This is a genomic window from Maribacter spongiae, from assembly GCF_047345125.1.
Taxonomy (GTDB): domain Bacteria; phylum Bacteroidota; class Bacteroidia; order Flavobacteriales; family Flavobacteriaceae; genus Maribacter.
This window is the reverse complement of sequence record NZ_JBLFEQ010000006.1, coordinates 180,206-201,992: the sequence shown is the minus strand read 5'-3', so window position 1 is coordinate 201,992 and position 21,787 is coordinate 180,206. Positions and strand designations below refer to the sequence as shown.

The 21,787-nt window shown below is 40.0% G+C and carries 18 protein-coding genes and 1 pseudogene; 17 read left to right on the top strand and 2 right to left on the bottom strand.

The window, feature by feature from the left end; translation table 11 throughout:
• Window positions 1-10: 10 nt before the first annotated feature.
• From metF to ACKWB9_RS10405, 8 genes are all read left to right on the top strand, one after another.
• Window positions 11-964 carry a methylenetetrahydrofolate reductase [NAD(P)H] gene (metF, locus tag ACKWB9_RS10440; RefSeq protein WP_414003019.1) on the top strand — a complete coding sequence of 318 codons (954 nt, stop codon included), beginning with the start codon at window positions 11-13 and terminating at the stop codon, window positions 962-964.
• 98 nt (window positions 965-1,062) lie between these two features.
• A complete protein-coding gene (locus ACKWB9_RS10435; RefSeq protein WP_414002951.1) occupies window positions 1,063-2,163 on the top strand; it encodes an acyloxyacyl hydrolase in 1,101 nt (366 codons plus the stop codon).
• Window positions 2,160-3,005 (top strand): head GIN domain-containing protein, encoded by an 846-nt coding sequence (locus tag ACKWB9_RS10430; protein ID WP_414002950.1) that lies wholly within the window; start codon window positions 2,160-2,162, stop codon window positions 3,003-3,005. Before ACKWB9_RS10435 ends, ACKWB9_RS10430 begins: the two co-directional genes overlap by 4 nt.
• 93 nt (window positions 3,006-3,098) lie before the next feature.
• On the top strand, window positions 3,099-4,247 hold the full coding sequence (locus tag ACKWB9_RS10425; protein ID WP_414002949.1) for a serine hydrolase domain-containing protein: 1,149 nt from the start codon (window positions 3,099-3,101) through the stop codon (window positions 4,245-4,247).
• A 384-nt stretch (window positions 4,248-4,631) separates the two neighbouring features.
• On the top strand, window positions 4,632-5,459 hold the full coding sequence (locus ACKWB9_RS10420) for a prephenate dehydratase (RefSeq protein WP_414002948.1): 828 nt from the start codon (window positions 4,632-4,634) through the stop codon (window positions 5,457-5,459).
• Window positions 5,456-6,601: a pyridoxal phosphate-dependent aminotransferase gene (locus ACKWB9_RS10415; protein ID WP_414002947.1), complete on the top strand. Its 1,146-nt coding sequence runs from the start codon at window positions 5,456-5,458 to the stop codon at window positions 6,599-6,601. The genes ACKWB9_RS10420 and ACKWB9_RS10415 overlap by 4 nt, the downstream gene beginning before the upstream one ends.
• 5 nt (window positions 6,602-6,606) lie before the next feature.
• Window positions 6,607-7,473 (top strand): prephenate dehydrogenase, encoded by an 867-nt coding sequence (locus ACKWB9_RS10410; RefSeq protein WP_414002946.1) that lies wholly within the window; start codon window positions 6,607-6,609, stop codon window positions 7,471-7,473.
• Between the two features lie 95 nt (window positions 7,474-7,568).
• Window positions 7,569-8,651: a chorismate mutase gene (locus ACKWB9_RS10405; protein ID WP_414002945.1), complete on the top strand. Its 1,083-nt coding sequence runs from the start codon at window positions 7,569-7,571 to the stop codon at window positions 8,649-8,651.
• A gap of 45 nt (window positions 8,652-8,696) precedes the next feature.
• Here the strand turns inward: ACKWB9_RS10405 and ACKWB9_RS10400 are convergent, their stop codons facing one another.
• Complete coding sequence (locus ACKWB9_RS10400; RefSeq protein ID WP_414002944.1) at window positions 8,697-9,137, bottom strand: hypothetical protein; 441 nt, start codon at window positions 9,135-9,137, stop codon at window positions 8,697-8,699.
• Window positions 9,138-9,330: 193 nt separating this feature from the next.
• Between ACKWB9_RS10400 and rsgA the strand changes: the two genes are divergently transcribed.
• The 9 genes and pseudogenes from rsgA to ACKWB9_RS10355 all read left to right on the top strand — a co-directional run bounded on the left by rsgA (window position 9,331) and on the right by ACKWB9_RS10355 (window position 19,908).
• The gene (gene rsgA / locus ACKWB9_RS10395) at window positions 9,331-10,281 is read left to right on the top strand and encodes a ribosome small subunit-dependent GTPase A (RefSeq protein WP_414002943.1); all 951 of its coding nucleotides are present in this window, start codon (window positions 9,331-9,333) and stop codon (window positions 10,279-10,281) included.
• Window positions 10,281-10,732, top strand: a pseudogene (gene dtd / locus ACKWB9_RS10390) (D-aminoacyl-tRNA deacylase). The gene rsgA and the pseudogene dtd overlap by 1 nt, the downstream one beginning before the upstream one ends.
• Window positions 10,733-10,814: 82 nt before the next feature.
• On the top strand, window positions 10,815-12,728 hold the full coding sequence (locus tag ACKWB9_RS10385; protein WP_414002942.1) for a DUF3857 domain-containing protein: 1,914 nt from the start codon (window positions 10,815-10,817) through the stop codon (window positions 12,726-12,728).
• Between the two features lie 21 nt (window positions 12,729-12,749).
• On the top strand, window positions 12,750-14,759 hold the full coding sequence (locus ACKWB9_RS10380; RefSeq protein ID WP_414002941.1) for a DUF3857 domain-containing protein: 2,010 nt from the start codon (window positions 12,750-12,752) through the stop codon (window positions 14,757-14,759).
• A gap of 4 nt (window positions 14,760-14,763) precedes the next feature.
• Window positions 14,764-15,090, top strand: coding sequence for a nucleotide pyrophosphohydrolase (locus ACKWB9_RS10375; RefSeq protein ID WP_414002940.1), 327 nt, complete (start codon window positions 14,764-14,766; stop codon window positions 15,088-15,090).
• Window positions 15,091-15,167: 77 nt separating this feature from the next.
• Window positions 15,168-16,397 (top strand): 3-phosphoshikimate 1-carboxyvinyltransferase, encoded by a 1,230-nt coding sequence (locus ACKWB9_RS10370; protein ID WP_414002939.1) that lies wholly within the window; start codon window positions 15,168-15,170, stop codon window positions 16,395-16,397.
• A gap of 155 nt (window positions 16,398-16,552) precedes the next feature.
• Window positions 16,553-17,602, top strand: coding sequence for a tRNA preQ1(34) S-adenosylmethionine ribosyltransferase-isomerase QueA (gene queA, locus ACKWB9_RS10365; protein WP_414002938.1), 1,050 nt, complete (start codon window positions 16,553-16,555; stop codon window positions 17,600-17,602).
• A gap of 129 nt (window positions 17,603-17,731) precedes the next feature.
• Window positions 17,732-18,775 carry a dual-specificity RNA methyltransferase RlmN gene (rlmN, locus tag ACKWB9_RS10360; RefSeq protein WP_414002937.1) on the top strand — a complete coding sequence of 348 codons (1,044 nt, stop codon included), beginning with the start codon at window positions 17,732-17,734 and terminating at the stop codon, window positions 18,773-18,775.
• Between the two features lie 155 nt (window positions 18,776-18,930).
• Window positions 18,931-19,908 (top strand): polyprenyl synthetase family protein, encoded by a 978-nt coding sequence (locus tag ACKWB9_RS10355; protein WP_414003018.1) that lies wholly within the window; start codon window positions 18,931-18,933, stop codon window positions 19,906-19,908.
• 141 nt (window positions 19,909-20,049) lie between these two features.
• On the opposite strand, the gene ACKWB9_RS10350 is transcribed toward ACKWB9_RS10355, so the two are convergent.
• Window positions 20,050-21,456: a beta-propeller fold lactonase family protein gene (locus ACKWB9_RS10350; RefSeq protein WP_414002936.1), complete on the bottom strand. Its 1,407-nt coding sequence runs from the start codon at window positions 21,454-21,456 to the stop codon at window positions 20,050-20,052.
• Window positions 21,457-21,787 lie beyond the last annotated feature (331 nt).

Genomic DNA, 21,787 nt, shown 5'->3' with positions numbered 1-21,787 from the left:
GATAGAGGCCATGAAAATAACAGAGCATATAAAAAAATCCAACGGGAAGACCTTATTTTCCTTTGAGATCATACCTCCTGTAAAAGGACGCAATATTCAAGAATTGTACAACAATATTGACCCGTTGATGGAGTTTAACCCTCCGTTTATTGATGTGACGACGTCCCGAGAGGAATATGTGTACATTGACCGTAATGGGCTTTTGGATAAAAAATTGACCCGAATGCGACCTGGAACGGTGGGTATTTGTGCCTCTATAAAACATAAGTACAACGTAGATACCGTACCACATGTGCTTTGTGGTGGGTTTACAAAGGAAGAGACCGAATATGTTTTGGTGGATTGCCATTATTTAGGCATAGATAATGTAATGGCCTTGCGGGGCGATGCCATGCGGGAACAACAGTATTTTGAACCGACCGAGGGAGGGCATCCCTATGCCGTAGACCTGGTAGGGCAGATACACGACCTGAACTGTGGAAAATATTTGCACGAGACCATAGAATCCGATAACTGTGCCGATTTCTGTATTGGTGTGGCCGGCTATCCTGAAAAGCATTTGGAGGCACCATCTTTAAAAACAGATTTAAAACGTTTAAAGGAAAAAGTTGATGCCGGGGCGGATTATGTGGTAACACAAATGTTCTTTGACAATAAAAAATACTTTGAATTTGTGGCTGCCGCAAGGGCAATTGGGATAGAAGTACCCATTATTCCCGGTATAAAACCCATTGCCGTAAAGCGCCATTTACAACTGTTACCACAGGTGTTCCGTATAGATTTGCCCCAGGATTTGATAGATGCCGTGGACGGTTGTAAAACAAATAGGGAAATCCGTCAGGTAGGGGTTGAATGGGCCATTCAGCAGTCCAAAGAATTAAAGGAGGCGGGAGTACCTGTTCTACATTATTACTCCATGGGAAAATCCGATAATATAAAGGCGATAGCCAAGGAGGTTTTTTAAGGGAAAAGGTTTCTTGTTCATAATTTCAGTTTATGGAAGTCGATTTTGGACAAGAAACAATGGAAACTTAAAACCAGAAGTACTTACCTTTGCCTCCCATGAACCTTAGGATTCTTTTTTACCTGCTTTTTCCGGTTGTTTTTTGCTTTTCCCAAAACCGGAAGGAGAAAAAAAAATATACGATAGATGCCAGTCCCTTTTACGGGTCTGTATTATTGCATAACCCCGATATTTCGCATTTGATCACGGACCATCCCGGTGGGGCCATTTTAAGTTTCAACAGAAAAACCTATGGCTTGGAGGAATGGGAACAGCACTATAACTATCCGGATTATGGGGCTTCGTTTGTTTATCAGGATATGAACAATGAAACCCTGGGGAAAAATTTTGGACTCTATGCGCATTACAATTTCTACTTTTTAAAACGAAATATACAGTTTAGGATAGGACAGGGAATTGCATACACCACTAATCCTTATGATAAAGAGACCAATTTTAGGAACAATGCCTATGGGTCGGATTTTATGAGTTCTACCTATTTGATGCTCAATTACCACAAAGAGAATATTTTCAAGGGATTGGGCTTTAAGGCGGGGATTTCGCTCATACATTATTCCAATGCCAATTTTAGGGCGCCCAATACCTCCACCAATACCCTGGCTTTAAATGCCGGACTTATTTATGATTTGGATGGAGGCGAAACATTTGAATATCTGCCCAAATCCGAGAAGGTGAAAATTACGGAACCCATAAGATATAACATGGTTTTGCGGGGTGGATTGAATGAAAGTGATGTAATCGGTTCCGGGCAATATGGGTTTTTTATACTTTCTGCCTATGCCGATAAACGTTTGGGCAGGAAAAGTGCTGTCCAATTGGGGGCCGATGTATTTTTTTCCAACTTTTTAAAGGAACTGATTCGCTTTCAGTCCATATCCTTTCCAGAGATGAATGTGAATATAGATGATGATTACAAGCGCATTGGCCTATTTTTAGGACATGAACTGTTCATTAATAAAATGAGCGTGGTCACACAATTGGGGTATTATGTGTATTATCCGTTCGATTTTGAAGGTAAAGTATATAACCGTATCGGTCTAAAACGATATTTTGGGGATAAGGTATTTGGTGCAATAACCTTAAAGTCCCACGGTGCCGCCGCAGAAGCTGTTGAATTTGGAGTAGGAATTAGATTATGAACACTTTGAGACCGGAAATTGGAAATACGATGGTGAAAGAACGATACCATAACATCCAGGGTGTAATTGAAAAATTAGGGATGGTTTTCTATATAGGGAAAACCACTCTTTTTATGCTATTGGTTTTATTGGTGTCCTGTAATTCCGAAAACGCTCCGGACTGCTTTCAAAATGCCGGGAACCTTATCCGCAAAGAAGTTTCCCTGCCAACTTTTACGAAAATTACCGTTTTTGAGAAAGTCGCTTTGGTACTTAAGGAGGGACTTGAACAAAAGGTGGAAATAGAAACGGGGGAATTTTTATTGGATGAAGTAAGTGCCAAAGTTGAAGGTGATAGATTGATTTTGAGGAACTGGAACGGCTGTAATCTGTTCCGGGAATATGGGATTACCACAATTTATGTAACCGCTCCCAATATTACAGAAATACGAAGTAGTACCGGCCTTTTGATACGTAGTGATGGCCTTTTGAACTATCCGAATATGACCTTGCTTTCCGAGAGCTTCGTAAACCCTGAAACCGAGACTACCGATGGTGAGTTTGATCTGGAGGTCAATGCTGCCCGTGTTACCGTTGTAGCAAACGGTATTGCTTATTTTAAACTGAGGGGGACCGTGGAAAACCTGAATTTAAATATTGCGGCGGGAGATTCCCGGATCGAAGCTGAAAATCTTGTAACACAAAACGTGAATTTAAATCATCGGGGCACCAATGATATATTTATCGATCCACGGCAATCTATAAGGGGGAGTATACGTGGTACAGGAGATGTAATCAGCTTTAACCGCCCTATGACGGTTGAAGTGGAAGAGCTCTTTAACGGGAGGTTGATTTTTAGATAAAACGCTTCCATTTGATAAGGTAAGTGAAATGCTATGCTCCTGGAGCAATGCCATTAGAGCCATGGAAGGTACCATTGTTAAATTAAAATTGTTTTGGCGAACCCTATTCTTACATACCTTAAAAACTTATTCGTCTCCCAACGTATTATAGGAGATGATGTAGTGTTGGGCGGTTTGGTCGAGGCGGATATGTTGTTGCAGGCTTTGGTAGATAAGCAGAAGGTTCCGGGGCTTGCGATTGCCGTATTAAAAGAAGGGCGACCCATTTTTCAAAGGGGATATGGCTATGCCGATTTGGAGAACAAGACCCGGATTCATCCACAAAAAACCATTTTTCGTATTGCCAGTATCTCCAAACCCATTGCCGCAACCGCTTTGGCCCATATGGTGGAAGAAGGCATTATAAATTTGGATGCTTCTTTTTATGATTATGTACCCTATTACCCTAAAAAGCAATGGGATTTTACCATTCGCCAATTGGCAGGGCATACCGCAGGTATCCGTGGTTACCGGGGCATGGAATATGGATTGAACAAACCTTATTCCATAAAAGAAAGTATCGAAATTTTCAAGGATGACGACCTGCTTTTTGAGCCGGGAACGGACTACCTGTATAACAGTTACGGTTGGGTCTTGATTTCTTTGGCAATGCAGGAGGTGAGTGGCATTCCTTTTGAAAAATATGTGCGGGAAAAAGTATTGGTCCCTTTAGGGATGACAGCTACTTTTGCTCCCGAAAACCCCAAGGGTTCTTCAAATTTGCTAGGAATACGACCAAATCTGATGGCAGAGCGTAGCTTGTGTTATTCCAAAAACCGATTTGGTTTTAGGGAAGCCGTTCCTGTAAATAATTATTACAAACTGGCAGGCGGGGGCTATCTCTCCACAGTTGGTGATATTGCCAAATTAGGACGGGCCTATTTGGAGGGCAAAATTTTGAACGGGGAAATTATTTCACGATTCCTGACCTCGAAAACCATAAACGGGAAACCAACATATTACGGTCTGGGATGGCAAGTAAGCAAGGACAAAAGTGGTCGGTCTTACTATGGCCATATTGGTAATGGTGTGGGCGGTTATTCCAACTTTTTTGTATATCCCGAAGAACAAATGGTGTTTACTGTTTTGGTGAATTGTACGGATCCAAAAGTGCAGAAAGAATTGGATGATGTGCTGAGGATTTTTATAGAATACCGATCAAGGACAGCGGCAAAAAATAGGTGTAAGAGAAAATCGGATTAGCAGGGAATCCTGCTTTTTATGCACGGGTACACATTGTAAAGGAAAAACTGCTTTAGGATTCTATAAAACAAATTGCTTTTAATTAAAAAATTCGCATCAAACTTTCCTGATTTTCAGAAAATTGAAAAAACACACGCTTTTATCATGATTTTTAAATTTAATTACTACATTAGCCCCAGTTAAATACACAATGACAAAGCAATATTTTTGGAACGGTTTTTATTTTTACTTCTTTTTTAAAAGAGGTACGGGACTGTTCTAGTATAATTTGAATAAATGATATAGAAATAAGTTCCGATAGCCGTCGGAACTTTTTTTTGTTCAAAATTTAAAACCCTTAACCAGTATTGAAGGATCAAAGAAGTATAAAAAATAATAGGATAAGTGAGTTTAAAAATTGCCATACAGGGAATAAAAGGTTCTAACCATCATCAGGTCGCACAAGATTATTTTGGTGCTGATATTGAACTGGTGGAGTGTCTTTCCTTTGACACATTAGTGGATAGGCTTTTGACAAACAAAGCGGATAAGGGCATTATGGCCATTGAAAATTCCATTGCAGGCTCTATTATTCCCAATTACGCTTTGGTATATCATAATAACCTACACATTATAGGAGAACATTACTTGAATATTCACCATAACCTAATGATTTTAAAAGGGCAGAAATTGGAGGATATAAAGGAAGTATGCTCGCACCCTATGGCACTCTTACAATGCAAGGAATTTTTTAGGGATTATCCACAAATAAAATTGGTCGAGGATGTGGATACCGCGGAGACCGCAAAGCGTATTCAGGAACAAGGCCTAAGACATGTGGCGGCCATAGCACCCAGTGTTGCAGCGGAATTATACGGGTTGGACATTGTAGCGGAAAACATCCAGACCATAAAGAATAACGCTACCCGGTTTATTGTTGTAAAAACAAAAAATAAGGAGCTTCCCAAGGAAGAGATCAATAAAGCGTCCTTACGTTTTATAACCGATCATAAACGAGGGAGTTTGGCCACTGTGCTCAATGTTATGAGCGATTGTAATTTGAACCTGACGAAAATTCAATCACTTCCGGTTATAGAAACCCCTTGGAAGTATGCTTTTTTTGTAGACGTGACCTTTGGTAAATACGATGCCTTTAACAAGGCAAAATCACTTTTAAATATTATGTCGGAAGATTTTAAGGTATTGGGGGAATATAAAAATGCCATGTTATGATACGGACAGCGGATAGGCTCCAAACGGTACAGGAATATTATTTCTCTAAAAAACTAAGAGAGGTGAAAGCCCTCATGGCACAGGGTAAGCCCATAATAAATATGGGAATCGGTAGCCCGGATTTGGCACCTTCGGATGCTGTAATTGCCAGTATTCAAAATGCCGTTTTGGAGAATGGGGCACATCAATATCAAAGTTACCAGGGGCTTCCTGAGCTCAGGTCGGAGATCGCATCCTTTTACCGAGATAAGTTTAGGGTAACCATAGATGCTATGACGGAAATACTGCCATTAATGGGCTCCAAAGAGGGAATCATGCACATAAGTCTGGCTTTTTTGAACGAAGGGGATGAAGTGCTTATTCCCAATCCGGGATATCCTACTTATACTTCCGTGACCAAATTGGTAGGGGCCCGGGAAAAATATTATGACCTGACCGAGGCCAATGGGTGGTTTCCCGATATCGATGCTTTGGAAAAGGAAGACCTGGGCAAGGTAAAGCTCATGTGGCTGAGCTATCCCCATATGCCCACGGGAGCTAGGGCATCTGTGGAACAATTTAAAAAATTGGTCACCTTTGCCAAAAGGAATCATATTCTTTTGGTAAATGATAATCCCTATAGTTTTGTTTTGAACAATGATCCCCGGAGCATTTTAAATATTGCCGGGGCCATGGATGTGTGTCTGGAATTGAATTCCCTGAGCAAGACCTTTAATATGGCCGGTTGGCGGGTAGGGTTTGTATTGGGGAACCAAGAACATATGAATGCCGTTTTAAAAGTGAAGAGCAATATGGATTCCGGAATGTTCTATGGTATCCAAAAAGGGGCCATTACCGCATTGGCCAGCTCAGATGCTTGGTATGAAGGCTTAAATAAAATATATAGAAAACGAAAGGAATTGCTTTGTCAACTGGCCGATAAGCTTAATTGTACCTATGATAAAGATGCTGTGGGAATGTTCCTTTGGGCGAAACTTCCGGAAGGGATAGCATCGGCAGAGCAATTTATAGATGAAATTTTATATGAAAAGGATATTTTCATTACACCGGGAACTATTTTTGGAAGTAATGGAGAAGGGTATATTAGATTTTCACTTTGTGTGACCGAAGAAAAAATCAAGGAAGCAATAAATAGGTTTTAAAACTTATGAATGTATTTGTAATAGGTATCGGTTTAATAGGAGGCTCTTTTGTAAAAGACGTTAAGACGAATATGCCCGAAACGATCGTTTATGGGATCGATGTCAATGCTTCACATTTGGAAGAAGCACTTGCATTGGGTCTGATCGATAAAAAATCAAATTACGAAGAGCTGCATTTGGCCGATTTTGTCATGGTGAGCATCCCTGTAGATGTCATGGTAAGGGAATTGCCAAAAATTTTGAATGCCATATCTGATGAATGTGTTGTCTGTGATGCTGGCTCAACTAAGGAATTGATATGTGCCGAGTTGGACGATCATCCCAAAAGAAGGAATTTCTTGGCCTGTCACCCCATAGCGGGGACGGAATTTTCGGGCCCTTCCGCGGCTATTGATGGATTGTATGATGGAAAGACCAATATTATTTGCGAAGTGGAGAAAACGGCTTTCAAACTTCAGGAAAAAGCATTGTCCATTTTTCAGTTATTGGGGATGCGCATACGTTATATGAATCCAAAAGCCCATGACAAACACATAGCTTATGTCTCACATTTGTCACACATCAGCTCTTTTATGTTAGGAAAGACCGTTATCGAGAAGGAGAAGAATGAACGTGATATTTTTGACATGGCAGGGAGTGGATTTGAGAGTACGGTACGTCTTGCCAAAAGTTCACCGTCCATGTGGACACCAATTTTTGAGCAGAATAAGGAGAATGTTATAGAAACATTGGAAGAATATATACAAAACCTGTCCGAGTTTAAAGCGCTTTTGCTCAAAGACGATTTTGAAGGTATATATAATGAAATGAACAATACCAATAAAATAAAATCAATATTAAAAGGAATACCGTTAAATAAAAACAATCGCTAATTATCTACCCGAGAAGTTAAAGCAGGCTTTAAGGGTGTTTTTGAGAATACAGGAATAAATAAAATAATTTTAAAAAGACGAACAATAGCAATAAAATGGAAAATTCAAAAGAAATGAGAACATGGTTGGATGATATGGGTTTAGATCATCCACTAGTAATAGCAGGGCCATGTAGTGCGGAAACGGAAGAACAGGTTTTGCATATTGCCCATGAATTGAAAGATACCGACGTTAATTATTACCGTGCCGGTATCTGGAAACCAAGAACGCGCCCGGGTAATTTTGAAGGAGTAGGTGCCTTGGGGTTAAAATGGTTGCAAAAGGTAAAAGCCGAGACGGGATTAAAGACCGCAACGGAAGTTGCCAATAGGGCGCATGTAGAACTGGCTTTGGAATATGATGTTGATTTATTATGGGTGGGTGCACGTTCTACGGTAAGCCCGTTCATCATGCAGGAATTGGCCGATGCTTTGGAAGGTACGGATAAGATCGTACTGGTGAAAAATCCGGTAAATCCGGATTTAGCTTTGTGGTTGGGCGGTATAGAGCGTTTGCATACGGCTGGCATTAAAAAACTGGGAGCTATCCACAGAGGATTTTCTACCTATGAAAAGACCAAATATAGAAATATACCCGAATGGCAAATGGCCATTGAATTCCAGAACAGGTTCCCGGATTTGCCATTGATCAATGACCCTTCGCACATAACGGGAAAGCGTGAGATGATTTTTGATGTATCGCAGACCGCTTTGGACTTGAACTTTGATGGATTGATGATCGAAACACATCATGATCCCGATAACGCCTGGAGTGATGCCGCACAGCAAGTTACCCCGGAAAAGTTGGTGCAGATCATGAAGGATTTGAAAATTCGTAAGGAAACCGATGCGGAAGCCGAATACAATACAAAATTGAGCAATCTAAGGGCTCAAATCGATGTTATAGATAACCAATTGATCGAAACCCTTGGTAAACGAATGAAGATTTCCGATAGTATCGGGGAATTGAAAAAACAGAAAAACGTTGCTGTTTTACAATCCAATAGATGGAATCAAATTTTGGGAGCTATGATTTTGGAGGGGGAAAGCAAAGGACTTAGTGAGGAATTTGTATTGCGAATGTTCAAGGCCATTCACCAGGAATCCATTAATCATCAGGAGAAAATAATAAACCCTTAGGCATGTAAAACCCCGGCTTAGCCGGGGTTTTTATTTTAAGTATCGTTATTTTTTAAAGATATAACGGGTTACAAAAATACCTTGTCCGTCTTGGTCGCCGGCATCGGCCTCTACCGCACTGGTTACGAATACGAGTTCCCATCCCTCGGAAGCCATAGCGCTTAGTTTAGAAGAGATCAAAGCATCATTGGCGGCGATGTTCTGAAAACGGATTCCAGCTACATTATAGAAATTCAACAATTTGGTTTCCTCAAAATTCTTGACCCGAATAGCCTTTCGGTTAGATTTATTTCGGGTATTGTCCTCTGCGGTCTGTTCGGAAGTGAATTCGGCAAAATCCTTTTCCTCCTGTGCATCAATAATTCGGGAACGCCCCAGTCCACTGGGCACAATAGATTCTACACTGGTAATAACTTTATACTCTTGTGCATGGGCTTCGATAAAAGTACCCATAACCAAAAGGGTCAAACAAATGATTTGTTTCATAAATGTCCTATTTAAGATTATTAACAGTGAAGTTAATCGCTATTTTTATTTTGACCGAATTATCCCGAGATAAATTAACCCGAATATCACATTCCGATTTATGATAAATGTTCAGCTTGATAGTTATAAATAACCATCTGGCATTCAGTTAAAATGTTGTTATTTTGTAATCTAGGGATGCACTTGTAATTTAATGATAGGAACAGTATATAAATCAACGGGAAGTTGGTACACGGTCAAAAGTGAGGAAGGGCGGTTTTATGAGTGTCGAATAAAGGGGAAATTTCGGATCAAAGGAATCAAAAATACCAACCCCGTCGCTGTTGGAGACCAAGTTCATTTTGAACCAGAAGTTATGGGAGATGGGGCTTTGGGCGTTATAAATACAATAATCGACCGTAAGAACTACATTATCCGTAAATCGGTAAACCTTTCCAAGCAAACACATATCATAGCTGCAAATCTGGATCGGGTGTTTTTATTGATTACCTTGAACAATCCGGTGACCCATACCCTGTTTATCGATCGATTTTTGGTTACTGCGGAAGCCTATGATATTCCTGTGGTCTTATTGTTCAATAAGATAGATTCTTATACGGAGGAAGAATTGAGCGAAGTGAAATATTTGGCGGCATTATATCGTGATATTGGCTATACCTGTATAGGCATATCTGCCAAGACAGGGAAAAACGTGGATAAGGTCAAAGCTTTGATGATAGGAAAAACAGCTATGTTTTCAGGGCATTCCGGAGTAGGTAAATCCACATTGATCAATGAGTTGGAACCTGGTCTGACCATCAAGACAGCGGAAATTTCCCAACAACACTTGCAAGGCCAGCATACGACCACTTTTGCCGAGATGTTCGATTTAGGTTTTGATGCCCGTATTATAGATACACCGGGAATCAAAGGATTTGGTATTGTAGATATGGAACCCGATGAGATCGGGGATTATTTTCCCGAACTTTTTCAATTAAAACAAGATTGTAAGTTCAATAATTGCATTCATGTGGACGAACCCAAATGTGCGGTAAAGGCCGCCTTGGAAGAAGGTACGGTTTCCTGGAGCCGATATAGGAGTTATATGCAAATGATCACCGGAGAAGAGGAAACATACAGATTTGATAATTACGGAAAAAAATAATGAGGGCGGTTGTACAAAGGGTTTCCAGGGCAAGCGTTACCATAGAAGGTAAAGTAAATGCCGAAATAGGAGAAGGTCTACTTATCCTTATCGGGATAACAGATACGGATGGACGGGAGGATATTGATTGGCTGGCCAAAAAAATTGCCAACCTCAGGATTTTTAATGATAGGGATGTCGTTATGAACAAATCGGTTATAGATGTAGGGGGAACTGCCTTGTAGTAAGTCAGTTTACGTTGCACGCGGCCACTAAAAAGGGTAATAGGCCTTCTTATATTAAGGCGGCCAAACCCGATGTTGCCATTCCGTTGTATGAATTTTTTGTAAAGGCTTTGGAACAGGAAATAGGGAAAAAGATCGGGACGGGAATATTCGGTGCCGATATGAAAGTAGACCTTCTAAATGATGGCCCGGTGACGATCATTATCGATACAAAAAATAGGGAATGATTACTTTTCTGAAGTAATCTATAGGCTTATGTAAGAAAATTGGGTATTTTGTCGTTGTAGTATTTTCTTCATACCAAACCGCATGCGCATATTTTTCTTTTTCTGTACCCTATTGCTCCATTTTTTTTCCAACGGACAGCACGTTCAATACCAAGCGCTATTACTGGACAAGTCATTAACGGACAATGCAAATGCCGTTGTGCGTCTGGACGAGATGAAAATTAATGTGCTGGCCATAGATAGAATGACGTATACCGTAAATCAAATTGTAACGATACTCAATAAAAAAGGGGACAGGTTTAGTCGCACCAGGGTTGGTTATGATAAGGAAACGAATATCAAAAATATAAATGTACATATCTATGATAAGTTGGGAAATGAACTCGACCATATAAAAAAGAGGGATTTTCAGGATTTAAGTGCGGCGGACGGTTTTTCATTATATACGGACAATAGGCTCTTATATAATAAATATACACCAGTGAGTTATCCATATACCGTGTCGGTCTCTTATACCATTGAAACTTCGGATACAGGTTTTTTCCCTCCTTGGTATTTTATCTCCAATTATATGGTGAGTGTTGAAAAAAGCCATTATGAAATTTTATATGCCTCACCGGATTTAAAACCGGAAACAAAGGAATTTAATTTGGATGATATGGCCATAAATAAAATAGATGAACCGGGAAGGATCGTTTACGAAGCTGCTAACATAGCTGCAATTAAATCTGAAAGTCTAGGGCCTTCATTTCGTGATATAGCACCCAGATTATCCTTGAGAATGAAAAAGTTTAACCTTAAGGGAGAAAAGGCCGAGGTCCATAATTGGAAAGAGATGGGTCTTTGGATGAATAACGCACTTTTGAAGAATAGGGCGGTCCTGTCCGAAGCGACTATCAATAAAGCTAAAAGCTTGGTCCAAGGAGTTGCCGATGATTTGGAAAAAGCAAAAATCATTTATAAGTACATGCAGGACAATACCAGATACATAAGTGTTCAAATAGGTATTGGAGGTTGGAAACCTATTAGTGCCGTTGATGTAGACCGTGTAAAATACGGGGATTGTAAGGGACTTTCAAATTATACACATGCCCTTTTAAAAGCAGTAGGCGTTCAATCCTATTATACCGTAATACAGGCAGGCAGAAGAAAAGTTGACTTTGATCCAGAATTTTCGGCCTTGCAAGGAAACCATGCCATATTGGCCATTCCTTATGAAGGACAATATTACTGGATAGATTGCACATCACAAATTCATCCCTTTGGATTTGTCGGGGATTTTACGGATGATCGTTTGGCATTGGTAGTTACCCCCGAAGGAGGTGAAATTGTAAAGACCGTTTCCTATTTAAACGAGGAAAATCATCAAAAAACGATTGCAAAATATACAATTGATGGTAATGGTGCTATTGCTGCCAATATTGCCGTGAATACAAAAGGTATACAATATGATAATCGTTTTAGTTTGGAAAGTGACGCTAAAGAAGACATCATAAAGCACTATAAAGAGTATTGGGACAATATAAATAACCTGATTATAAATAATCACGAATTTAATAATGACAAGGAGCATGTAGTGTTTACGGAAACAGTTTCGATCGATGCTACAAACTATGCTACTAAAAGCGGAGAACGGATTTTATTTGTTGTTAATGCGTTTAACAAGAATAGCTATGTTCCGGATCGATATCGAAACAGAAAACTACCACTGGAAATACAACGCGGATATTTAGATGAAGACGAATACGAAATACATCTTCCTTTGGATTATGAACTGGAGTCGCTTCCTTCCGATAAGATTTTGGAAAATGAATTTGGAAGTTATCATGTAAAATACGAGTATAAGGAAACTGAAAGAACGATCAAATATAATAGAAGCTTGCTCATAAAGGAAGGTAACTATCCAAAAGAGAAGTATAATGCATATAGAAATTTCAGAAAAGAAATTTCAAGTACCGACAACGCAAAGGTCGTACTACTAAAAACCGCCAAATAATAACCTAAACCGATACGCATAATGATCAAACAAATTGCCATTGTAGTCTTTTTATTTTTAATGGCCTCGGTCATGGCCCAAGACGTGAAATTTGGAAAAGTTTCCAAAGCCGAGCTAGAAGAAAAAATATACGCCAAAGATTCTGCTGCCCCTGCGGTAGTGTCCTACAGAAAAATAGATATATTTTACAGGTATATTCAAAATTCTGGTTTTCAGGTAGTGACCGAAGTTCATGAACGCATAAAAATATATAATAAAGATGGTTTTGATTATGCTACGGTATCCGAAAGGTTATATACGGGCGGTAATGATAAAGAAACCTTTTCAGGATTAAAAGCCTATACCTATAGCTTGGAAAATGGAGAAGTAGTAAAGACCAAATTAAAAAGTTCCGATACTTTTTCAAAAGAACTGTCCAAATATTATGACGAAGAAAAATTTACCATGCCCAATGTAAAGGAGGGCAGCGTTATAGAGTATCAATATAAAATATCATCGCCTTATTCCTATTCTATCGATGAGATTGTGCTACAATATGATATCCCCATTAGAAAACAGCAAGTATTCATAGCCATACCGGAATATTATTCATTTAAGCCCAATATGAAAGGATATTTACCGTTGGATCCCAAATACTCAATGACCACATCAAAGATTACATTTACCAATAAGGAAAGAACAACGAATGGGCAAGTTACGGGCACTAGATTCAGTACGAGCGCAGTAGATTATAAGATAAATAAAACTACTTATGCCATGGAAGATGTCCCCGCATTAAAGGAAGAACCTTTTGTTAATAATATGGACAATTATAGGTCCAGTATAAATTATGAAATAGAATATGTGAAATTTCCAAATAGTGCCCCAAAAAGCTACGCTACGAATTGGGAGAAAGTGGTTAAGGCCATATATGACAATGACAATTTTGGAAGACAATTGGAAATCGCAAGATATTTTAAAGATGATCTCCCGGCAATATTGCAAGGAAAAGCCAGCGCTCTTGAAAAAATAACGGCTATATTTTCCTTTGTACAAAGGAGGATGAATTGGAACGGTTATATAGGAAAGTATGCCGATGAAGGGGTGGTAGATGCCTATAAGAAAAAATCTGGAAGTGCTGCTGATATAAACTTAATGTTAGTTGCAATGCTCAAAAAAGCAGGATTAAGATCCAATCCCGTATTGGTGAGCACACGGGATAATGGAGTACCCTTATTTCCTACTAGGGAAGGCTTTAATTATGTTTTGGCCGCTGTTGAGCTAGAGGGGCAAAACATTTTGCTGGATGCCTGTAATAAATACACGGAGCCGAATCTATTACCCGTTAAGGCCATAAATTGGTCCGGGAGGATAATAAAAGAAGATGGTTCGTCGAATGTTGTGCCCATTGTACCCGATAAGGCATCTAAAAAGCTTACAATGATGAACGTGAATTTAAAAGAAAACGGGGATATAGAAGGAAGAAAGAGGGAAACGAGCACTTTTTATAATGCATATCTTTTTAGAAATAGGAACAATGGCATTAATGAGGATGATTATTTGGAGAGAAAAGAGAATGACAACAACGGTATGGAAATTTCCGATTATGAAATAAAGGGAAAGACAGAACTGGGAAAACCTATTGTGGAAACCTATAGCTTTTTCGTTGAGAGCCAATCGGATGTAATTGGTGATAAAATTTATTTCTCACCCTTGTTTTTCCATGCAGAAGACGAAAATCCCTTTAAATTGGAAAAGCGGGATTATCCAATTGATTTTGTGTTCCCATGGCAGGAGAAATACACGGTGAATATCCTAATTCCAGAAGGTTATCAAGTTACTTCCGTGCCCCAAAGTATAAATCTTGTCCTACCCGGCCAAATGGGAAGTTTTCTGTATAAGATTCTCCATAAGGATAATAAACTTCAAATTGTTGCGGACGTAAAAATGAACCAGGCAATTATACCTGCAGGAGATTACGACGGAATCAAAGAATTATATAAAAAGATAGTTGAAAAAGAAGCGGAAAAAGTAGTTTTATCCAAAATATAGTACAATGGATATTCAAAATGCACAACAGGCCGTAGATAATTGGATTAAACAACACGGAGTCCGTTATTTTAATGAGTTGACCAATATGGCCCAACTCACGGAAGAAGTAGGGGAGGTGGCCCGTATTATCGCAAGAAGATACGGGGAACAGAGTGAAAAAGAATCCGATAAACACAAAGATCTAGGGGAGGAATTGGCAGATGTCCTGTTCGTGGTGCTTTGTTTGGCCAACCAAACGGGGATAGATCTACAACGAGCTTTTGACAAAAAACTGGATTTAAAGACAAAACGGGACCATGATCGCCACCAGAACAATGAAAAACTAAAATAAAGAAAATAAAATGCCTCCTTACAGGGACTTTAGAGGCGTTTTTTATAGTTTTGGAACTTCATTAAAACAAGAACATCTTGAAGCTTCACCTATTCGGCCCATCTAAAAACTTGCTACAGGCCAATATAAAGATTACGGGATCCAAGAGTGAATCCAATCGCTCATTACTATTGGCCGCATTATATCCGAATGTTACCATAACCAATCTTTCCAATTCCGATGATGCCCGGGTTATGGAAAAAGGTTTACAAATGAATAAAGGAACCGTGGACATCCATCATGCAGGAACGGCTATGCGTTTTTTGACCAGTTACTTTGCGAGCCAACCGGGAAAGGAAGTGATTTTGACGGGCTCCAAACGAATGACGGAAAGACCTATAAAAATATTGGTCGATGCATTGATGCATTTGGGAGCGGATATTTCCTATGTACAAGAAGCGGGATATCCTCCGTTGAAAATAGCGGGAACGCGCTTGGAAAAAGAGAAGGTGAGCCTTCCGGCAAATATCAGTAGTCAATATATATCGTCATTATTGCTCATAGCTCCAAGCTTAAGGAATGGATTGGAACTGGAATTGGTGGGTAAAATAACATCGGTCCCGTACATAAAAATGACATTGGGACTTTTGGAGGAACTCGGGATAAAAAGTTCTTTTAAGGGAAACAGTATAAAAATATTCCCAAAGAAAGCCGTAAACCCCACAACGCTAACGGTGGAGTCCGATTGGAGTTCCGCATCCTATTTTTATAGTCTAGTGGCCTTATCGGACGTGGGTTCCGAAATCTCCCTTTCTGCCTATAAAAAAAATAGTTTGCAGGGCGATAGCGTACTGGCAGAAATTTATAAAGATCTGGGAGTAGAGACATCTTTTGATAAAAATAGCATCAAACTAAAAAAAGTATCGTCTTCCTATCCGGAGGTCTTAAAAATAGACCTTGCGAATGCACCTGATATTGCCCAGACCATTGCCGTGACCTGTTTTGGATTGGGAATCGGTTGCTATTTGATCGGTTTGCATACCCTTAAAATAAAGGAAACGGATCGGTTGGAGGCCTTGGACGTTGAGCTTAAAAAATTGGGGGCGAATATTTCCGTTACCGACAAATCCTTGGAGCTGTTTCCAACAAATAATATTCGTGAAGATGTGGTCATAGATACGTACAACGACCACCGCATGGCGATGGCCTTTGCACCTTTGGCCTTACGAACCGGTATTATCATCAATGACGCCGAGGTAGTCTCCAAATCCTATCCCGATTTTTGGGATGATATAAAATCCCTTAAAATAAAGGTCAAAGAATTATAATTACCTATTTACTTGACAACCCCCTATTTAGGATTGTATCTTTGCAGCCGCAATTTTCTATTGTTAAAATCAACTAAATTAAATGAGCGTACAAAATAATTCGATCTTACATGAATTTTTTTATGCGAATTACAGATGACCTTTAAAAGATATATATGAAATTATCTCACTTCAATTTTGAACTTCCAAAAGAATTACTGGCCGAATATCCTTCCGAAAACAGGGACGAATCCAAACTAATGGTTATCCACAGGGAAACCGGTAAGATCGAACATAAGATGTTCAAGGATATGATCGATTATTTTGATGAGGGAGATGTAATGGTATTGAACAATACCAAGGTCTTTCCGGCAAGGTTATACGGTAATAAAGAGAAGACCGGAGCGAGGATCGAGGTTTTTTTATTACGGGAATTGAACGAAGAACAACGCCTGTGGGACGTTTTGGTAGATCCGGCCCGTAAAATCCGCATTGGTAACAAACTTTATTTTGGCGATGATGAAACGCTGGTAGCCGAGGTTATAGATAATACGACTTCCAGGGGCAGGACATTACGTTTTTTATACGATGGAGCCTATCTGGATTTCAGGAGAAAATTGAAGGAATTGGGAGAAACACCTCTTCCAAAGTACATTAAACGGGGTGTAGAGCCTGAAGACGAAAGTCGTTATCAGACCATTTATGCCAAGCACGAAGGTGCTGTTGCGGCTCCTACTGCCGGGCTGCATTTTTCAAAACATCTTTTGAAACGTCTGGAGATAAAAGGATTGGATTTTGCCGAACTTACGTTGCATGTGGGCCTTGGAACCTTTAATCCGGTTGAGGTAGAGGATCTGTCCAAACATAAAATGGACAGTGAGGAATTGTATATAGATGAAAGGGCAACGGAAATCGTTAACAATGCCAAGTTGAACAAGAAGCGTATTTGTGCCGTGGGAACGACGGTTATGAGAGGTTTGGAAAGTGCTGTGTCCTCAAACCATCAGTTGAATACTTTTGAAGGATGGACCAATAAGTTCATTTTTCCTCCATATGATTTTAGTATTGCCAATTGTATGGTGACCAACTTTCATTTGCCAAAATCTACATTATTGATGATGGTTTCTGCATTTGTAGGCCATGATTTGATGAAAAGATCTTATAAAGAAGCTATTTTGGAAAGTTACAAGTTCTATTCCTACGGTGATGCTATGCTGATCATATAAAAGTTTGTACCTTGAGTACGGTCGAAAGACCATTGCTTCGGATACAAAATCTTTACAATTAAATTATAATCCCGCTTTATCACGTATTGGAAAAGCGGGATTTTATATATAAAACCTATCTTTAAGAAAATGGGACAGATTAAAAAAAAGGATATTCGGGCATTGACGCGGGAGCAGCTTCGTGACTTTTTTGTTTCCAATGGAGATAAGGCTTTTCGGGGAAATCAAGTGTACGAATGGCTCTGGCAAAAGTCTGCCCATTCTTTTGAAGGGATGACCAACCTTTCCCGGGAAACAAGGGAGATGTTGCAGAAAAACTTTGTCATCAACCATATTAAAGTGGATCAAATGCAGCGTAGTGCGGACGGTACCATTAAAAATGCAGTACGGTTACATGATGACCTGATCGTGGAATCTGTTCTTATCCCCACCCAAACAAGGACTACGGCCTGTGTTTCCAGTCAGGTAGGTTGCAGTTTGGACTGTAAATTCTGTGCTACGGCCCGGTTAAAACGAATGCGAAATCTGAATCCCGATGAGATTTACGATCAGGTAGTGGCCATAGATAATGAGAGTCGACTATATTTTGATAGACCTTTGAGCAATATTGTTTTTATGGGTATGGGAGAACCTCTAATGAACTATAATAATGTGCTAAAAGCGATCGATAAGATTACTTCACCGGACGGTTTGGGAATGTCCCCCAAACGAATTACGGTATCAACATCCGGAGTTCCTAAAATGATTCGGAAAATGGCGGATGACGGGGTAAAGTTTAAACTTGCCGTTTCCCTGCACTCCGCAATCGAGCAGACCCGCACGTCCATAATGCCTTTTAATGCAACTTTTACATTAGTGGACCTACGGGAATCGTTGCAATACTGGTATCAAAAGACCAAAAGCAGGATAACCTATGAATATGTGGTTTGGGAGGGAATCAATGACACCCAAAAAGATATAGACGCACTGATCCGGTTTTGCAGGTTTGCACCGGCAAAGATAAATATCATTGAATATAACCCTATTGACGATGGGGAATTTCAACAAGCTTCCAATACCGCCATAGAAAAGTATCAACGATCGTTGGAAGCGAACAATATAACCGTTACCGTAAGACGTTCCAGGGGTAAGGATATTGATGCGGCCTGTGGACAATTGGCAAATAAGTCGTAAAATTAAGATTAAACCGGTTCGGACATCTCTTGATGTTTAAGACGTGACCTATCGGGACAAATTCATTTTATTGAGATTTTACTGTTGAATACTACCAATTGAACCCCGCTTACTAATTTCCTTTTCCCTAATTTTGGGTTTTTAAGTTAGATCACCTGAAAATAGTAGCGCAAATAAAAGAACCCGTAAATCGGGAAATGGAACTTTTCGAGGATAAATTTCGGGAATCCATGTCCTCCAAGGTGGCACTCCTCAATCGCATTACCCATTACATTGTAAACCGAAAAGGGAAGCAGATGCGGCCTATGTTCGTTTTTCTCACGGCAAAACTTTTGAATGACGGTACGGTCAATGAACGTACCTATCGTGGGGCATCTGTCATAGAATTGATACATACGGCCACATTGGTACATGATGATGTGGTGGATGAAAGTTATAAAAGGAGGGGGTTCTTTTCCATTAATGCCCTGTGGAAGAATAAGATTGCCGTATTGGTCGGGGATTATTTATTGTCTAAGGGGCTGTTACTTTCCATAGATCATGGTGATTTTGATCTGTTGCGGATTATCTCGGTAGCCGTTCGCGAAATGAGCGAAGGCGAATTGTTACAAATTGAAAAAGCGAGAAGGCTGGATATCACCGAGGAAGTCTATTATGATATTATCCGTCAAAAAACGGCAACCCTAATAGCCGCCTGTTGCAGTTTGGGCGCATGTTCCGTAAAACCGGAAAGTACAGATGTGGAAACGTTTAGAAAGTTCGGGGAACTATGCGGAATGGCATTTCAGATCAAAGACGACCTTTTTGATTATGGTGCCGAAAAGATTGGAAAACCTACCGGAATAGACATCAAAGAGCAAAAAATGACGCTTCCTTTGATCTATGCGCTAAATCATTGCTCTAAAAAAGAAAAAAGTTGGGTTATAAACTCCATCAAAAATCATAACAAGGATAAAAAAAGGGTAAAAGAAGTCATTGCTTTTGTCAAGGAAAAAGGCGGACTGGATTATGCGGTGGACAAAATGTTATCCTTTAAGGACAGGGCATTACAACTTTTACATACCTATCCGGAGTCAGACTACAGAAACGCCCTGGAACTGATGGTCAACTATGTGGTAGATCGAAAAAAATAACCTCATGTGGGGCGTAATCCAATATGCATCGTCTTGGGATTACGCTTTGATTTGGATCTATAAAACAGTTTAGTTAACTGAAAAAGCCGAAGGAAAACTCTTCCCTTCGGCCTAAAAACAAATAAAATCAGAACCAAACCTTTATATGGCTACGATACCTTGTGTATTGGTATCGGGAAGGTTTCCTGATTCCCTTCCGATTTCTTCAAGGGATTGACCATCGATCCGGTATATGCCTATGGTTCCGTCCAGCCCGAATAATTGGTAGAGATAAGCACCGTCATCGGTAATCCACATATCGATCCATCCTTCTGTTCTGGCAAAGGCATCGGGACCGTTGTCCGCTCCTCCGGTACCGGTACCGGAAGCTGCGGTCTGATCAATAAGTGCTACCACTCCATTATCAAAACTAAATGATGCCAACCCTGCTTCTATGGCATTTGATACAAAAAAAGTATTTCCATCGGCCGTAAAATCCAACCAGCATGCTGTTCTACCCGTATTACCTTCACCGGATCGTACGTCCAACGTAATTGCGCTTAAACTACCATCGCTCTGTATTTGCCAGGTAGACACGGAACCATCCTGTAGGGCGGGAAATGCAGGAGGTGTACCGTCTGGTTGAAACTCCCTTGCTTCGGTTACCACTACATAGTTGTCCCCTACAATTTGAAAGCCAATGGCCGATGGTAAGTTTCTGCCCTCCGTATTTCCTCTAAGGGTGGATGTTCCCGTTCCCCATGGCGTATCGCTCAATAAACCATCCGAACCTATATTATAGACTACGAGCTCATCTTCGCTGCCCGAAGCCAATGCAGCTGCACCTGAGTTTATAGAGGCTACTACCAACCATTGTCCATCAGGTGAAATTTGTACCGCAGACGGTCTGTTGGCCAGGTTTCTTGTTGACCCGGCAATGGGGGATAAGGTGCCATCTTCCAAAAGCCAAAAGCCGGTAACCGTTCCCTGTTGGGCCGGTTCACCTTGGGCAAGGAATTCAGAACGTGTAATGTTGGAGACATATATCAAGCCTCTAATACCATTGGCTTCTCGGGCACTAAATGCAATACTATTGGGACCAATGGCTCCCGTTGGCTGTGATTCACCCGCAATTTCCAATGAGAAATCGTCTTGAATGTTAAAGGACGTTATGGTATTACTGCCCGCATTTACCGCTAACAGGTTTTTGTTGTCATCCGTTTTGGTAAGCGCATAGGCAGAAATTAACGGGTCTAATCCTTCCCCACCATCATAATCGCCACCATTGCCCCCTGTTGGATTTGGCCCGATCGGGGTCAAAGAACCGTCCGAATTTCTACCATAGGCTATTATGGTATTGGGACCCTGCACATTGGAGCCGGCTATTTGCCCTTCACCATTGGTCATGGCATAAACGGCACCCACAAAACCTTCTTCCTCCTCTTCTGGCTCTTCTATTGGGGTTCCAACAAAATCATCATCGGAACAGGAAATAAAGAATAAGCCAAAGACCATGAGGGCAGATAAATATAGCTTTGGATTTTTAACGATAATATTTTTAAGTTTCATAGCAATTGTTTTTTAATTTAATAGATTATAGTGTTGTTGTTTCCAAATTTTTATTTTGAAATATGTCACTAATTAACCTGGCCAGATCTTATAGCGTGATAATTTTTTACAACGGTTTGAACGGAAATGATCCTGGGTGCTTACAGTGGAAAAAAGAGTATCACGAAAAAATATTTATGTGATATTTTAATTTATTTTATTGTAAATAATTGATAATCAGCAGAAAATTAATGCATTTTTAAAATGAAGCAAGGACGTGGAAAAATATAAAAGTTATATTTTTAGAATAAATATTAACATATCGTATAAAGTATTCGGAAGATGAATTTTG

Excerpts from the sequence above, each read along its gene's own strand:
- ACKWB9_RS10375 (WP_414002940.1), top strand. The coding sequence starts at position 14,764 with ATGGATATTCAAAATGCACAACAGGCCGTAGATAATTGGATTAAACAA.
- rsgA (WP_414002943.1), top strand. The coding sequence starts at position 9,331 with ATGATAGGAACAGTATATAAATCAACGGGAAGTTGGTACACGGTCAAA.
- ACKWB9_RS10405 (WP_414002945.1), top strand. The coding sequence starts at position 7,569 with ATGGAAAATTCAAAAGAAATGAGAACATGGTTGGATGATATGGGTTTA.
- rlmN (WP_414002937.1), top strand. The coding sequence starts at position 17,732 with ATGGGACAGATTAAAAAAAAGGATATTCGGGCATTGACGCGGGAGCAG.
- ACKWB9_RS10385 (WP_414002942.1), top strand. The coding sequence starts at position 10,815 with ATGCGCATATTTTTCTTTTTCTGTACCCTATTGCTCCATTTTTTTTCC.
- ACKWB9_RS10380 (WP_414002941.1), top strand. The coding sequence starts at position 12,750 with ATGATCAAACAAATTGCCATTGTAGTCTTTTTATTTTTAATGGCCTCG.
- metF (WP_414003019.1), top strand. The coding sequence starts at position 11 with ATGAAAATAACAGAGCATATAAAAAAATCCAACGGGAAGACCTTATTT.
- ACKWB9_RS10435 (WP_414002951.1), top strand. The coding sequence starts at position 1,063 with ATGAACCTTAGGATTCTTTTTTACCTGCTTTTTCCGGTTGTTTTTTGC.
- ACKWB9_RS10430 (WP_414002950.1), top strand. The coding sequence starts at position 2,160 with ATGAACACTTTGAGACCGGAAATTGGAAATACGATGGTGAAAGAACGA.
- ACKWB9_RS10415 (WP_414002947.1), top strand. The coding sequence starts at position 5,456 with ATGATACGGACAGCGGATAGGCTCCAAACGGTACAGGAATATTATTTC.
- ACKWB9_RS10350 (WP_414002936.1), bottom strand. The coding sequence starts at position 21,456 with ATGAAACTTAAAAATATTATCGTTAAAAATCCAAAGCTATATTTATCT.
- queA (WP_414002938.1), top strand. The coding sequence starts at position 16,553 with ATGAAATTATCTCACTTCAATTTTGAACTTCCAAAAGAATTACTGGCC.
- ACKWB9_RS10400 (WP_414002944.1), bottom strand. The coding sequence starts at position 9,137 with ATGAAACAAATCATTTGTTTGACCCTTTTGGTTATGGGTACTTTTATC.
- ACKWB9_RS10410 (WP_414002946.1), top strand. The coding sequence starts at position 6,607 with ATGAATGTATTTGTAATAGGTATCGGTTTAATAGGAGGCTCTTTTGTA.